The following is a 14,190-nucleotide window of genomic DNA, read 5'->3' on the forward strand; positions in this document are numbered from 1 at the left end:
ATGCGCGGCACCAGACGCCGCGCATCCGACGCTGACCCACCGGACACCCCTCTGGGCCGGCGTAGTGACGTGGACCCATCGTGTAGCCGACGCCACTCCGCCACGGTTGTGGCCGCGCCCGCCAGCTCGTCGGGCCGACGGACCGAACCCTGCAACGTCTCGACAGGTGGGCAGGGCGTGGATTCGAACGCCTTATCGGACACGCCTGTTGTCGTCCGTCAACCAAATGAGTGGCGTACGCCGGGATCTTGGCGGTCCGTGTCCCCGCCTCCCTCACACTGAGCTGTCACCGGCCCCGTGGAGGGTGGTGCGTGGTCCCGCTGCCCCTGGAGTACCTGTGTCACTTGTGCCTGAGCCGCCGTGCGATGCCCGAGCGGGCAGGGACGTGCAGGTGCTGGTGGTCGGTGCGGGGTTCTCCGGCATCGGTGCGGCCATCCGGTTGCGCCAGGAAGGCGTCCGTGACCTTCTCGTGCTGGAGAAGGCCCCGCACATCGGGGGCACCTGGCGGGAGAACACCTATCCGGGGTGTGCGTGCGATGTGCCGTCCTCGCTGTATTCGTACTCGTTCGCCCCGAACCCGGAATGGAGCAGGACCTTTGCCGGGCAGAAGGAGATCCACGACTATCTGCGGGTGACCGCCGACCGGTACGGAGTCGGCGAAGTGCTGCGGTGCGGTGTCCAGGTGCTGCGGGCCCGGTGGGACCCGAGCGGGGCGCGCTGGCGGCTGGAGACCACCGACGGCGCCTACAGCGCCAAGGCCTTGGTCCTGGCCACCGGGCCGTGGCACGAGCCGCGGCGGCTCGACGTACCGGGACTCGGCGAGTTCCCCGGACCCGTGTTCCACACCGCCGAGTGGGACCATTCCGTGGACCTCACCGGCCGGCGCGTGGCCGTGGTCGGCAGCGGCGCCTCCGCCGTTCAGATCATCCCGGCCATCCAGGCCCAGGCGGCGGCCGTGCACCTCTTCCAGCGCACCGCCCAGTGGCTGCTGCCCCGACCCGACCTTCCGGTTCCCCCCGCTCTGCACTGGTGCCTGGCTCATCTTCCCGGCGTGCAACGCACCATCCGGGCCTGCCAGTACGGCCTGCAGGAGGGGTTCGGCTACGCCTTCCGCCACCCACGGCTCGTCGGCCCGGTCCAGGCCGCGGCCCGCGCCCATCTGCGCCTCGCGGTCCGTGACCGGGCGCTGCGCCGGGCGCTGACGCCCGATTACCGGCTGGGCTGCAAGCGGCTGCTGACGTCGAGCACGTTCTACCCGGCGCTGACCCAGCCCCACGTCCATCTCCACCCCACCGCCGTCAGCGCGGTCCGCGGCAGGAGTGTCATCGGAGCCGACGGCACCGGCACCGAGGCCGACGTGCTGATCACCGCCACCGGCTTCCGCATCGGCGAGCTGCCGCTCGCCCGGAACGTGCACGGCGCGAACGGCGGGACGCTGCACGAGACGTGGGACGAGGACGGACCCCAGGCCTACCTCGGCACCAGCATCAGCGGGTTTCCCAACCTCTTCCTCCTCCTGGGACCCAACCTCCTGGCCGGCTCCACCTCCGCCATCAGCGTCCTCGAAGCCCAACTCGCCTACCTCTGCTCCGCGTTGAAGCACCTGCGGCTCGGCGGCTACACCTCCATGGATGTGCGACCGGCCGCCCAGGCCGCGTACAACACCTCGGTGCAGGAGGCGCTCAGGACCACCGTGTACAACGCGGGTGGCTGCTCCAGCTACTACTTCAGCCCCAGCGGGCGCAACACCTTCTGCTGGCCCTGGTCCACCGGCCGGCTCGTCCGCCGCCTCAGCCGCTTCGACGCCGCGGCCTACACCTGCCACGCACCCGCCACCGCGGTGCCGGCGCCCCGGGCGGCCGCGGACGACAGTTGTCCGGCGGGTGAGGAAGGAATCACCGCATGACGCGCGGGCGGCGCCCCCGGGCGCAGCGATACGACCGTGAGCTCGAAAGCCCGCAGGCGACCTGTGCCGGCGGACCGCAGGAACCCTGCCCCACCGGCTGGTACTTCGCCCGCTTCAGCAGACACCTCCGCCGCGGCCAGGTGGTCCCGGTCACCTATATGGACCGGCGGTACGCGCTGTTCCGTACGCGCGGCGGACGGCTGGGGATGGTCGACAGCCAGTGCTGCCACATGGGTGCCGACCTCAGCCGGTGCGGTCACGTCCGCGAGGAGAATCTTGTCTGCGGCTTCCATGCCTGGGAGTTCGACGCGGAAGGGACGTGCCGGAAGATCCCCGGCGCGGACCGGATCCCCTCCCGGGCCGCGCAGCGCAGCGTCCCGGTGACCGAACGGGCGGGCATCATCTGGTTCTGGCACGGATCCCCAGCCCCGGAGCCCCTGGACCAGCTCGACTTCGCCGAGGACCGCCGTCGCTACCTCTGTCTGGCGGGCAAGGTCCTGGTGTGCCACACGGATCTGCTCCCCATCAGCGAACACGTCACCGACGCCTCGCACTGGCCCTACGCACACAGCAGAGGGCACCCCATGGTCTCCGTCCCGGTACGCGACGAGGGGCGCCACTTCTCGTTCCGGATCCAGCCCGCCGACTCGGACGGCATCCGCATCCACCACTTCCGCCCGTACGTCCTGGTCTCGATGGTGAACCCGACCACCGCGCTGGTCACCCCGCTGCCGGGCTCGCCGCCGGACGGCGGACCACCCCGGATGGCCTTCGTCGCCGCCGTGAGCCCGGTGCGGCCCGGTGTCACGATCGCGACGTGGAGCCTGATCGTCCGCAAGCTCGGCCCCGACTGGCTGCTCTGGCCGGCCAACCGTCTCTGGGCGGCCTTCCTGTGGCGCCTGGTCAAGCGCAATCACGATGCCGACCGCGACATCCTGCGCTGGATGCGCCCGGTGGCCAGGGACCTCTGGTCGGCGGTGGACGGTCCCACCGTCCGCGCCTACCGGCGCTTCTACCGGCGCAACCTCCCCCCGGCCGCGGAGGAACCCGCGTCAGCGGGCACCTGACACACCGCGGAACCCACCGCGCCTCCCGCTGAGTTGTCAGCGGGAGGCGCAGTGGAATCCGTCGGGGCCGCCGCACGCGGCGGCGGCCCCTTGGGTCAGCCGGTGAAGGCCGCCGTGCCGTTGGGGGTGCCGAGGCCGGTCGGGCCGTCGTAGCCGGTGCCCGCCGTGCACAGGTAGCTCGGGCTGCAGCTGCCGTTGGCGCCGCTGGTGACGTCGTTCAGAGCCGAGGTGTTGGCGTAGGGGAAGGATGCGGGGGTCGAGTTCGCGGAGGGGGTGCCGGCCAGCGCGTACACGCCGGCGATGATGGGCGAGGAGGCGCTGGTGCCGCCGTACACGTTCCAGCCCGAAGCCTGGTAGGTGTCGTAGACGGCGAGGCCGGTGGCGGGGTCGGCGACCGCGGAGACATCGGCGACGGTGCGGTTCGTGCAGCCGGTGTCGGTCTGCCAGGACGGCTTCGGGTCGTACGCGGAGCAGCCCGAGCCCGCGCCGTTGCCGCCGGCGCTGGAGCCCCAGACCGACTCGGACCAGCCGCGCGAGCTGCTGTCCCGGCTGAGCGAGGTGCCGCCGACGGCGGTGACGTACTGGGAGGCGGCCGGGTACTCGGTGCCGTAGCCGCTGTCACCGGAGGAGACGGTGATGGCGACGCCCGGGTGGTTGAAGTAGGCGGAGTCCGACTGCGCGTCGGTGGAGTCCTCGCTGCCGCCGTAGCTGTTGGAGACGTACTTGGCGCCCATGCTGACGGCCTGGTTCACCGCGGCACCGAGGTCGGACATGTTCGCGGAGTTGGCCTCGACGAGCAGGATGTGGCACTGCGGGCAGACGGCGCTGACCATGTCGACGTCGAGCGAGATCTCGCCGGCCCAACCCGAGTCGGCGGTCGGGTAGTTGGTGCCGCCGTTCTGGTCGACCTTGCTGAAGCAGCCGTTGGCCGTCGAGCACTCCGGCAGGCCGTACGTCTGCCGGTAGGTGGCCAGGTCCGACTCGGCGTTGGGGTCGTCCTGGGCGTCCACGATCGCGACCGTGGCGCCGGATCCGGCGTTGGCCGGAAGGTTGTAGGCGCTCTGCAGGTCGGCGGGGCCGTAGCCGGAGGGAGCGGCGGCGGCGTCGGCGGATATGCCGCGGTGCTGCTTGACGTCCGTACGGGCCAGCGCGAGGCAGTGCATCATGCCGGGCTTGGCCGGCTTCGCGCACAAGTGCTTGACGTGGGAGGCGGCGGGCGAGGCGGGCTGCTGGGCGGCGACGGACGGGGTCGCGGCGAGCAGGCCGCCGGTGACGAGAGCGAGCAGGGACATCAGCGCGGACGCCGTGCCGGCGGATCGATGTCCGAATCTGAAGGTTCGCTTCTGTTGCACGGTACTTCCTCCATGGGGGGAGCGTCCTGCCCTGGGGATGGACAGAACGCGAAAGAAACGTCAGGTGCATGACAATGTGACGTTTTGGAACTGCCACCACGTGGAGTGGGGGCAGTTCCTGAACGTACCGACAGACACCACTAGTTGACAGCCGCCCCAAGGCAAAGGCTTTCTATCGGCTGTGCACGGGCGTGTGTCTTCTGTGGGGGAGTAGTGAAGAGATGTGGCTGAAACGAGCCGGAGGCTTGCCAGCGCCCTGATGACTTGTCATCACGAAGACGCCATCGGGGGGTCGGCCGTTGTTCGGCCGGGGTACAACTTCCCTTGCTCGCCTACGCCTTGGTGACGCGCACCGTCTCGCCGTACCCGTCCGCGCCCAGCACATCGATGCGCACGCCGGCGGAGGAGTCGGTGAACGACTCACCGGCCCAGTACGGAGCGTCGTCCAGCGGGCGGCAGCCGCTCGCCGGGGTGGCGGTGGGCTTGGCGTCCATCACCTGGATCGGCCCGTAGCCGGACTGCGCGGAGGTGTCGACCTTGTAGACCAGCGCGCCGGTCGAGCAGGTCGCCGTGTCCGCCTGGACGGCCCGGCGGGACTCGACCACGTACGCGGTCGTCGGTCCGGTGGGCACCACGGCGATCTTGGTTCCGCCGCCGTACTCGACGGCCGTCAGGTACACGGTGCCGCTGCCGCTCGAAGCCTGGCAGTAGACCTGGCTGTCGTCGGTCCAGCCGAGCTTCCAGGACTCCCAGCCGAAGTACTGCGGCGCCTTTCCGCCGACCAGGCCCATCACGTCCCAGCCGCCGACGAACCGGTGGGCGTCGGTGCCCGTGTCGAAGGCGTACAGGTCGGGCAGCCCGAAGGTGTGCGCCGTCTCGTGGCCGAGCAGTTTGGGCCCCCAGTTCCACATGTCCTGGCCGAAGGTGACCGCCCACTTGATGGTGGTGCCGTCGGCGACGACACCGGCCGTGCCCGGTTCGTACACGTAGGTGGGTGTGAACGAGATGGCCGCCGCGTTCCTCGTCGGGACGACATAGACCATGTCGTACTGCGAGAAGTCCACGTTCGGGTCGGCGGCGGTCACCGCGTCCCTGATGTAGGCCTCGTGTGCCTCGTGGCTCAGTCCGCGCGCGAAGCCGTAGTCGGTGGAGTTGTGCGGCATCCGCACCCACTGCTGGTGCTGGGAGATGGCGAGCCACACCTTCCCGTACGAGGCGTTCCACACCCAGTCCGCGCCCGGTGTGAGCTGGGCGGCGTCGCTTGCCGGGGACTCGGTGGCCGGGGCGTCGGGGAAGTCCACGAAGATCATGGCCACTCTGATGGTGCCGGCGGGCCGCTGGAAGACGGAGTAGTCGGTGTCATGCCCCTCGTCCGTCCAGCCGGTCGTGCCGCGCAGAGCGCAGGCGGACGCGCCGTCCTGCGCGTGGGCGGCGGGGGCGCCCAACAGGAGCAGGAGCAAGGCGGTGACCAGGGTGGACAGTAGCGCTTTGCGGGCTGCCGCCGGTGGCGAAGCGGAACGTCTCATGGATGGGCGACCCTTCGATGAACGCCGTGTGACATTTCACATAAGACTGACGGAGAGCCACCTCTGGCCGAAAGATGTCGGCGGTCCATAACATCCGCGCCATGGAACTGGAGGTACGGCACCTGCGAGTGGTCTGCGCGATCGCCGAGGCGGGCAGCCTCACCAAGGCCGCCGCCGCACTGCGCATGACCCAGCCCGGGCTCAGTGCCCAGCTGCGCCGCATCGAAGCCATGCTCGGCGGGACGCTCTTCGACCGCCGACGGGCCGGTGCGGTCCCCACCGACTTCGGCGAACTCGTGCTCAGCCGCGCCCAGACCATCCTGCCCGGCATCGACGGCCTGCTCGCCGACACGGCCCGCGCCACCCGCCGCAGGTCACCCGTGGACCGCCTCCGCCTGGGATCCGTCGGCGCTCCCCTGCTCGCCCATCTCATCCTGGCGGTACGGGAGTTGCTGCCCGGAGCCGAAGTGACCTCCCGCTGCCAGCACTCCCCGGCCCCTCTCCTGGACGACCTGGCGGCGGGCCGCCTGGAGGCCGCCGTCCTCGGCGACAACCCCGAACAGCGACTCCCGCTGCGGGACGGCGTCACCCTCGCCCCGCTCGTCACCGAGCCCGTGTTCGCGCTGCTTCCCGCGGCCCACCCGCTGGCCGCCCAGGAGGACGTCTCGCTGGCCCAACTGCTCGACGAGGACTGGGCGGTTCCGGGCCCCGACCGGGACCGCACCCGGGAGTACTGGTCCTCCGTCTGCGCCCTGACGCACCGTCGCCCCTTCACCCCGTACGAGGCCGAGGGCAGGCAACTGGTCGAGATCGTCCGGGCCGGACTGGCCGTCACCCTGTGCCAGGCCACCTTCATCGAGGTCCCCGGCGTCACCGTCCGCCCCCTGGCCGGAAACCCCCTCTGGTACCGCCACCTTCTGGCCTGGCACCGCACCGGCCCGCTCGCCGCCCACGGCACGGAGGTCCTGCGCGGCGTCGGCGCCGGCTACCTGGCCGCCTGCACCGGCAACCCCGCCTACCCGCGCTGGCGGCAGCGGTTCCCCCACCTGGCCGGGGTGCAGGCCCAGGAACCCGCCGAATCGATGACTGCCAAGGCGTAGGCGAGCCATCAGCCGACGAACGCCACGTCCCGCGGAGCGCTCAGCCGCGATCCGGACTTGACGTGGCAGCGCCGCCCGAGGTCGTTTCGGGTTTCGTGAAGAGGACCTCGCGGGCCTGCTCCGCGGCGCGGGCGATGCCCTCGCCGACGAAGTCGACGAAGCGGGCGATGTTTTCGAGGCGGGCGGCGGCCGGGGTGTCGGGGCCGAGGACGTTGACGCCCTTCCGCGCGGTCTCGACGAGTTGGGCGTGACCCCGGGCTGCGGCGATCATTCCCTGGTACCAGACGTCGTTGTCGACGACATAGCGCTCGCGGCGGCGTTCGTCGCGTTCCCGGCGGATGAGGCCCTGGCTGTCGAGCAACGTGACCGCTTTGGAGATGGACGCCGGGCTGACCTGGAGGCGCTGGACGAGTTCGGACGCGGTGAGGCTGCCCTCGTCGGTGGTGTAGAGGGACGCCAGCACCCGGGACGTCATCTTGGGCAGGCCCTGCTGCATGAAGACGGTGGCGAACGTCTCCTCGTACTCGCGCACGGCCTCGGCGTCGCGCCCGTGGGCCTGCTCGGGCACCCCCGGGCCCCGGGGCGCCGCCTGCCTGCGCCGGTGGGTGCGGCGTTCGGTGGCGCGATGGGCCACGTCGGCGCGGTAGGCGGTGGGGCCGCCGTTGCGCATCACCTCACGCGTGATGGTCGAGGTCGGACGGTCGAGACGTCTGGCGATCTCCGCGTAGGCGAGGCCGTCTGCCAGTCCCAGCGCGATCTGCTGACGTTCCTGCTGGGTGAGTCTGCCTCCCGGCATCGCGATCTCCCTTCGTACTTCCCTGATGCCTCCAGCATAGCGTTCACCGCTCATTCATTGCAACGCTCGGCGGGCTTCTGTTGCATTAGAATCAAAACTATTGCAACGAATTAGTGCCTCTGACCTGTATGGATGACAATCCAGCGCAACGACTGTGTTGCCGTATCTATGAACGCAACGTAGCTTTTCCCAAGTCAGAAACAACGACCTGAAGGAGAGCACGATGCAGAAGTTCGCCACCCCCGCCCCGGTCTCCGCCGTCCTCGACATCCCCGCGGGGCGCGTCCAGATCATCGCCGCCGACCGGGCCGACACCACGGTCGAGGTCCGGCCCGCGAACGCCTCGAAGGGCCGCGACGTGAAGGCAGCGGAGCAGGCCACGGTCGAATACGCCGACGGCGTCCTGCGGATCGAGGCCCTGACGGCGAAGAACCAGTACTTCGGCCCCTCCGGGTCCCTTGAGGTGACCATCCAGCTGCCCGCCGGCTCCCGCGTCGAAGCGAAGGCCTGCGCCGAATTCCGGGTCGTCGGACGCCTCGGCGACATCGCCTTCGAGGGCGCGCAGGGCCCGGTCAAGATCGACGAGGCCGCGAGTGTCCGCCTCACCGCCCACGCCAGTGACATCGTGGTCGGCCGCCTCACCGGCCCCGCGGAGATCAGCACCCAGCAGGGCGACATCCACATCGCCGAGGCCGCGTCCGGCACGGTCGTGCTGAGCACCCAGTCCGGCGACCTGTCGGTCGGCGCCGCGGCCGGAGTCTCCGCCTCCCTGGACGCCGGCACCGGCCACGGCCGGATCCACAACTCGCTCAAGAACACCGAAGGCGCCGCCGCCCTGAACATCCACGCGACCACCACCCACGGCAACATCACCGCCCGCAGCCTCTGACCCGCAGTCTCTGAAGGAGCACCCGACATGACCAACCTGGCCATCGCGGCGAACGGGCTGCGCAAGTCCTACGGCGACAAAGTCGTACTCGACGGCGTCGACCTGACCGTCCCCGAAGGAACGATCTTCTCCCTGCTCGGCCCGAACGGCGCCGGCAAGACCACCGCCGTCAAGATCCTCTCCACCCTCATCTCCGCCGACCAGGGCACCGGCGACATCCACATCGGTGGCCACAACCTGGCCACCGACCCCCAGGCGGTGCGCGCCGCGATCGGCGTCACCGGGCAGTTCTCCGCCGTCGACGGCCTGATCACCGGCGAGGAGAACATGCTCCTCATGGCGGACCTGCACCACCTGCCCAAGCGGGAAGGGCGGCGGGTCGCCGCCGAACTCCTTGAGCGGTTCGACCTGGTGGAGGCCGCGAAGAAGCCCGCCTCCACCTACTCCGGCGGCATGAAGCGCCGCCTCGACATCGCGATGACCCTGGTCGGCGACCCGCGGATCATCTTCCTCGACGAGCCGACCACCGGCCTCGACCCGCGCTCCCGGCACAACATGTGGCAGATCATCCGCGAGCTGGTCTCCGACGGCGTCACCGTCTTCCTCACCACCCAGTACCTGGACGAGGCCGACGAACTCGCCGACAGGATCGCGGTGTTGAACGACGGCAAGATCGCCGCCCAGGGCACCGCCGAGGAGCTCAAGCGGCTCGTCCCGGGCGGACACGTACGCCTGCGCTTCACCGACCCGGCCGCGCATCAGGGCGCCGCCTCGGCACTGCGCGAGGTCACTAGGGACGACGAGTCGCTGTCACTGCAGATCCCCAGCGGCGGCAGCCAGCGCGAACTGCGCTCCATCCTCGACTGGTTGGACGCCGCCGGCGTCGAGGCCGACGAGCTGACCGTGCACACCCCCGACCTCGACGACGTGTTCTTCGCCCTGACCGGCGCCAACGTGCCCACCCAGCCGAACCAGTCCAAGGAGACCGTCCGATGAGCTCCCTCTCCCTCGCCGTACGCGACTCGACCACGATGCTGCGCCGCAACCTCCTGCACGCCCGGCGCTACCCCTCCCTCACGCTGAACCTGCTCCTCACCCCGATCATGCTGCTCCTGCTCTTCGTCTACATCTTCGGCGACACGATGAGCGCCGGCGTCGGTGGCGGCGGCCGCTCCGCATACATCGCGTACATCGTCCCGGGGCTCCTGCTGATGACCATTGGCAGCACCGTGGTCGGGACCGCGGTCTCCGTCTCCAACGACATGACAGAGGGCATCATCGCCCGCTTCCGCACGATGGCGATCCACCGCCCGTCGGTGCTCGTCGGGCACGTCGTCGGCAGCGTGCTGCAGTCGATCATGAGCGTGGTCCTCGTGGGCGCCGTCGCCGTGGCCATCGGCTTCCGCTCCACCGACGCCACCGTCCTGGACTGGCTCGCGGCGTTCGGACTGCTCGTGCTCTTCGCCCTGGCGTTCACCTGGATCGCCGTCGGCATGGGCCTGATCAGCCCGAACGCCGAAGCCGCCAGCAACAACGCGATGCCGATGATCCTGCTGCCGCTGCTCTCCAGCGCCTTCGTCCCGGTCCACTCCATGCCCGGCTGGTTCCAGCCGATCGCCGAGTACCAGCCGTTCACCCCGGCCATCGAAACCCTGCGGGGACTGCTGCTCGGCAGCCCGATCGGCCACAACGGGTGGCTCGCCGTCGCCTGGTGCCTGGGCCTGACCGTGCTCGGATACTTCTGGTCGACCGCGAAGTTCAACAGCGACCCGAAGTAACCGGCATGACAACGCGGGCCACCTCCCGCAACCCGTTCCGCCCGAGGGCGGCGTACTCCGACACTGAGTCGGTGCACGCCGCCCCGTCGGCGTTTTCGGCCATTCGGCTCTTTTCCGCCGTGCATGCCGCACCTTGGGCCGGTGGGGGTGCGGCTGAATGGTGTGGGTGTGGCGGCCGGTGGCGGCTGTGCGGTGAGGGGACGGGACCGTACCGGACGGATGTTGATATGCAACTCCCTTGGTGGATCGGGGAGTTGAGTCCCGAGGGTCTTGTACGACCGGCGTGTGTGCGGGCTCGGTGTTCGAGGGCTCACCCACCAGGGTGCGGGCCAGGACGTCGTGGCCAGCCCCTGGAAGTCTTCGGCGACGTCAGCGGGCCGCGTGATGGCTGAGGATCGCGTGCGGGTCGGTGCCGCCGGGTGCGTCGGCGTGCGGGTCGGTGTGGACGGTGGCGGCGGTCAGCCGTGGCACGGCGTGGATGAGCGCGTGCTCGGCTTCGGCGGCGATGGCGTGGCCCTGAGCCACTGTGAGTTTCGGGTCGACGACGATGTCGGTCTCGGCGCGCAGGGCGTGGCCGATCCAGCGCATCCGCACCTGGCCGATGTGCTGGACGCCGTCCACTTCGCGCAGGGCGGCCTCGGCCCTGTCGACAAGTGCCGGGTCGACGGAGTCCATCAGCCGGCGGTAGACCTCGCGGGCGGCGTCCTTGAGGGCCAGGAGGATCGCGGCGGTGATCAGCAGGCCGACGACCGGGTCGGCCCAGCGCCAGCCGATGGCGACGCCGCCGGCGCCCAGGAGCACAGCGAGGGAGGTGAAGCCGTCGGTGCGGGCGTGCAGGCCGTCGGCGACCAGGGCGGCGGAGCCGATCCTGCGGCCGGTGGTGATGCGGTAGCGGGCCACCAACTCGTTGCCGATGAAACCGACCACCGCGGCGATGGCCACGGCCCACAGGTGGGTGACGTCGCGGGGGTTGAGCAGCCGGTCGACGGCCTCGTAGGCAGCCAGGGCGGAGGAGGCGGCGATGGTGAGGACGATGGCGATGCCGGCCAGGTCCTCGGCGCGGCCGTAGCCGTAGGTGTAGCGGCGGTTCGCGTCCCGGCGGCCCAGCACGAACGCGATGCCCAGTGGCACCGCGGTCAGTGCGTCGGCCGCGTTGTGGATGGTGTCGCCCAGCAGCGCGACCGACCCGGACAACGCGACGATCGCCGCCTGGATCACCGTCGTGATCCCGAGGACGCCCAGCGACAGCCACAGGGTGCGCATGCCTTCACGGGAGGTCTCCATCACGGAGTCGACCTTGTCCATGGCTTCATGGCTGTGCGGCGTGACCATGTGCGCGAGCTGGTGGCGCATCCGCGCCCATGGGCCGTGACCGCGAGCGTGATCGGCGTGGTCGTGCCCGTGCCCATGGTCATGGTTGGGGTCGCGGTGGTCGTGGCCGTGGTGGTCTCCGTCCGCGTAAAACGGGTGACCGTGACCGTCATGCCCGTGCCCGTGCCCGTGGCCCGGGTGGTCGTGGTCGTGCGGCTCGTGGGGGTGGGTCTGCTCGCTCACGGTGCCTCGTACCTTTCGGGCTCGGCTGGCTGGGCCGGGCTGGACTTCGCTTGCGTACCCCACCATTATGTGCGTATGAACGCACGCATGCACCTATCAGGTGCGCACGATGCGCAGGAGCCAGGCGATGGTGAGCGGTTGGCGGTGGCCGTGGAGGTGCTGGGACTGCTCGCCGACCGCACCCGCCTGGCCCTGCTGCGCCGCCTGGGCGAGGGCGAGGCCGACGTGACCACGCTCACCGAGACCTGCGAGGCGGCGCGCACCTCGGTCTCCCAGCATCTGGCACGGCTGCGGCTGGCCGGACTGGTGACCACCCGCAAGGAGGGGCGCCGGGTCGTCTACGGCCTGCGCCACGGGCACCTGCGGCGCCTGGTCGACGAGGCCCTGAACGTCGCCGACCACCAGATCGGCCACCTGCCGCCCCACGACTGACCGCCTCCGGAGGGTAGGGCAACAGGTGTGTCGCCGCGTCAAGTTCTGTGGTGGTGGGCTGAGCTGTCGCGCGCATATCGGGAACCAGGGACCAGGACTCAGGGCATCAGTGTGCTTCCGTGCCGGAGGCCACCGTCGATGGCGCGGCAGCCTTACGTGGCCTGGGAAGTCCGGTCTTGTCGCTCCCTGGCCCGGGCTCAGGGGCCTGGGCGGTCGACGGCAGGGCGCTGCTGGTGCTGCGGTGGAAACCCACCAGGGCGACCAGGGCGGCCCCCGCGAACCAGGCGAGCTGGATGGCCAGATAGCGGGGTACTGGGCTGCTGGAGAATCCCGCCGCGGTGCCGGCCTGCATGGCCCCGTAGGAGGGCAGGTAGCGCGTGATCGGGTTGTCGGCTCCGGAGCTGCTGATGGGGTTCTGCAGCCCGAGGTCGATGATGCTGGTCATCAAGATGGCGAACATGCCCTCGACTTCCCGGCGCAACAGGGAGCCGAAGCCGACGCCGAGAGCGCCGTAGGTGAGCCCGGCGCAGAACAACGCGGCGGCGAGCATGACCGGCTGCCGAGGCGTCCAGGCCAGGGAGTTGACCGCGGTGGCGTAGGCGGCGATCGCCGCGGAGGCCAGAGCGAGGGCGGTGACCTTGGCCAGGACGAGGTGGGTGCGTGGATAGCCGGCCATCGCCAGCCGGCGGTCGAAACCGCTGCCGGAGAACGTGGCGGCGAACATCATGAAACCGGTGATCAGCGTGACCGCGTTGAGCGCGCCGCTGATCCCGGTCAGTTCATTGCCGTGCGGGGTCAGCACCTCGCCGGTGGCGCGAAGCCGCATCCGTGCCGGAGTGTCGGGCGTCGCCAGATACGCCAGGGTCGCCCACAGCGGAATGAACAGGCTGACCAGGAGCATGGCGAACCGGTTGCGGCCGTGCTCGATCAGCGCGAACCGGGTGGCGACAGCGAACCGGGTCAGGTGAAACCTCACGCGGCCGCCGCCTTCTCCGGGCGGAGCACCCCGCCGTCCAGACGCCACAACCCGTCCAGGCGCTCGGTGTCGTACGCCAGGTGGGAGACGACCAGGACCGAACGTCCCGCGTCCCGCAGCCGCCCGGCCAGGTCCCAGAACCGCTGGTAGGTGTCCCAGTCGAACCCCTGATACGGCTCGTCGAGCAGCAGCACCTGCGGATCGTGCATGAGCGCCAGCGTCACGTTCAGCTTCTGCCGCGTCCCGCCGCTGAGCACCCCGGCCCGCTCATCGGCGTATCCGGTGAAGCCCAGCACGTCCATGACCTCCTCGGCATACCGCACGTCGGCGAGGCGATACGCCGTCTGAAAGAACGTCAGGTGCTGCCGGACGGTCAGAGCGTCATTGAGGACCACGTGCTGCGGACAGTAACCGAACCGGCCACCGTGACGGATCGTGCCGCGCGTGGGCCGCAGCTCGCCGGAAAGCACCTTCAGCAGCGTGGACTTGCCCGCGCCGTTCTCCCCGACGATCCCGCACAGCGTCCCGGCCCGAAGCCGCATGTCAACGCCTCGCAAGACCGGACGCCGACGGTAGGCATGATGTACGTCCCTGACCTCCACGCCCGCCTTCCCCCCCAACACCTGGACCGTCCGCGACCCGGATTCCCCAACGATCAAGAAGCGGAAAAGGAACGGGACCCCATGCCTCCCGTAGCTACGGAGGGGCCGGCGGCATTCAAGAGCCGAAGACGACGGCCTCGCGTCCGCCCCCAGGAGCCGACCGCAGTCCTCGCAGGAGGTCGGTCGGCAGCCGGTGGCGCAGGTCGTTCAGG

Annotated in this window: 13 protein-coding genes; 7 read left to right on the forward strand and 6 right to left on the reverse strand. The window is 70.2% G+C overall.

What is annotated here, in order from left to right; genetic code table 11:
* Positions 1-337: 337 nt before the first annotated feature.
* The gene (locus ACIBK6_RS32540; protein WP_399055356.1) at positions 338-1,906 is read left to right on the forward strand and encodes a flavin-containing monooxygenase; all 1,569 of its coding nucleotides are present in this window, start codon (positions 338-340) and stop codon (positions 1,904-1,906) included.
* Entirely contained in the window at positions 1,903-2,973 is a 1,071-nt protein-coding gene (locus ACIBK6_RS32545) for an aromatic ring-hydroxylating dioxygenase subunit alpha (protein WP_399055358.1), read from the forward strand. Before ACIBK6_RS32540 ends, ACIBK6_RS32545 begins: the two co-directional genes overlap by 4 nt.
* A gap of 95 nt (positions 2,974-3,068) precedes the next feature.
* On the opposite strand, the gene ACIBK6_RS32550 is transcribed toward ACIBK6_RS32545, so the two are convergent.
* Together ACIBK6_RS32550 and ACIBK6_RS32555 are read right to left on the reverse strand one after the other, a co-directional pair.
* A complete protein-coding gene (locus ACIBK6_RS32550; protein ID WP_399055407.1) occupies positions 3,069-4,265 on the reverse strand; it encodes a peptidase S8 in 1,197 nt (398 codons plus the stop codon).
* Positions 4,266-4,657: 392 nt separating this feature from the next.
* Positions 4,658-5,851 (reverse strand): M6 family metalloprotease domain-containing protein, encoded by a 1,194-nt coding sequence (locus ACIBK6_RS32555; RefSeq protein WP_399055360.1) that lies wholly within the window; start codon positions 5,849-5,851, stop codon positions 4,658-4,660.
* Between the two features lie 101 nt (positions 5,852-5,952).
* On the opposite strand from ACIBK6_RS32555, the gene ACIBK6_RS32560 reads away from it, so the two are divergent.
* The gene (locus ACIBK6_RS32560) at positions 5,953-6,951 is read left to right on the forward strand and encodes a LysR family transcriptional regulator (protein ID WP_399055362.1); all 999 of its coding nucleotides are present in this window, start codon (positions 5,953-5,955) and stop codon (positions 6,949-6,951) included.
* A gap of 40 nt (positions 6,952-6,991) precedes the next feature.
* Here the strand turns inward: ACIBK6_RS32560 and ACIBK6_RS32565 are convergent, their stop codons facing one another.
* Positions 6,992-7,747 carry a helix-turn-helix domain-containing protein gene (locus ACIBK6_RS32565; protein ID WP_399055364.1) on the reverse strand — a complete coding sequence of 252 codons (756 nt, stop codon included), beginning with the start codon at positions 7,745-7,747 and terminating at the stop codon, positions 6,992-6,994.
* Positions 7,748-7,970: 223 nt separating this feature from the next.
* On the opposite strand from ACIBK6_RS32565, the gene ACIBK6_RS32570 reads away from it, so the two are divergent.
* The 3 genes from ACIBK6_RS32570 to ACIBK6_RS32580 are packed head-to-tail and all read left to right on the forward strand — an operon-like array spanning position 7,971 to position 10,414.
* A complete protein-coding gene (locus tag ACIBK6_RS32570; RefSeq protein ID WP_399055366.1) occupies positions 7,971-8,636 on the forward strand; it encodes a DUF4097 family beta strand repeat-containing protein in 666 nt (221 codons plus the stop codon).
* Between the two features lie 27 nt (positions 8,637-8,663).
* Positions 8,664-9,632, forward strand: coding sequence for an ATP-binding cassette domain-containing protein (locus tag ACIBK6_RS32575; protein WP_399055368.1), 969 nt, complete (start codon positions 8,664-8,666; stop codon positions 9,630-9,632).
* Complete coding sequence (locus ACIBK6_RS32580; RefSeq protein ID WP_399055370.1) at positions 9,629-10,414, forward strand: ABC transporter permease; 786 nt, start codon at positions 9,629-9,631, stop codon at positions 10,412-10,414. The genes ACIBK6_RS32575 and ACIBK6_RS32580 overlap by 4 nt, the downstream gene beginning before the upstream one ends.
* 369 nt (positions 10,415-10,783) lie before the next feature.
* Here the strand turns inward: ACIBK6_RS32580 and ACIBK6_RS32585 are convergent, their stop codons facing one another.
* A complete protein-coding gene (locus tag ACIBK6_RS32585) occupies positions 10,784-11,767 on the reverse strand; it encodes a cation diffusion facilitator family transporter (protein ID WP_399055409.1) in 984 nt (327 codons plus the stop codon).
* Between the two features lie 288 nt (positions 11,768-12,055).
* On the opposite strand from ACIBK6_RS32585, the gene ACIBK6_RS32590 reads away from it, so the two are divergent.
* Positions 12,056-12,400: an ArsR/SmtB family transcription factor gene (locus tag ACIBK6_RS32590; protein WP_399055411.1), complete on the forward strand. Its 345-nt coding sequence runs from the start codon at positions 12,056-12,058 to the stop codon at positions 12,398-12,400.
* Positions 12,401-12,506: 106 nt separating this feature from the next.
* Here the strand turns inward: ACIBK6_RS32590 and ACIBK6_RS32595 are convergent, their stop codons facing one another.
* Both ACIBK6_RS32595 and ACIBK6_RS32600 read right to left on the reverse strand, forming a co-directional pair.
* Positions 12,507-13,376 carry an ABC transporter permease gene (locus tag ACIBK6_RS32595; protein ID WP_399055372.1) on the reverse strand — a complete coding sequence of 290 codons (870 nt, stop codon included), beginning with the start codon at positions 13,374-13,376 and terminating at the stop codon, positions 12,507-12,509.
* Positions 13,373-13,978, reverse strand: coding sequence for an ABC transporter ATP-binding protein (locus ACIBK6_RS32600; RefSeq protein WP_399055374.1), 606 nt, complete (start codon positions 13,976-13,978; stop codon positions 13,373-13,375). The genes ACIBK6_RS32595 and ACIBK6_RS32600 overlap by 4 nt, the downstream gene beginning before the upstream one ends.
* Between the last annotated feature and the right edge of the window lie 212 nt (positions 13,979-14,190).

This window comes from Streptomyces sp. NPDC050485 (assembly GCF_044458185.1).
Taxonomy (GTDB): domain Bacteria; phylum Actinomycetota; class Actinomycetes; order Streptomycetales; family Streptomycetaceae; genus Streptomyces.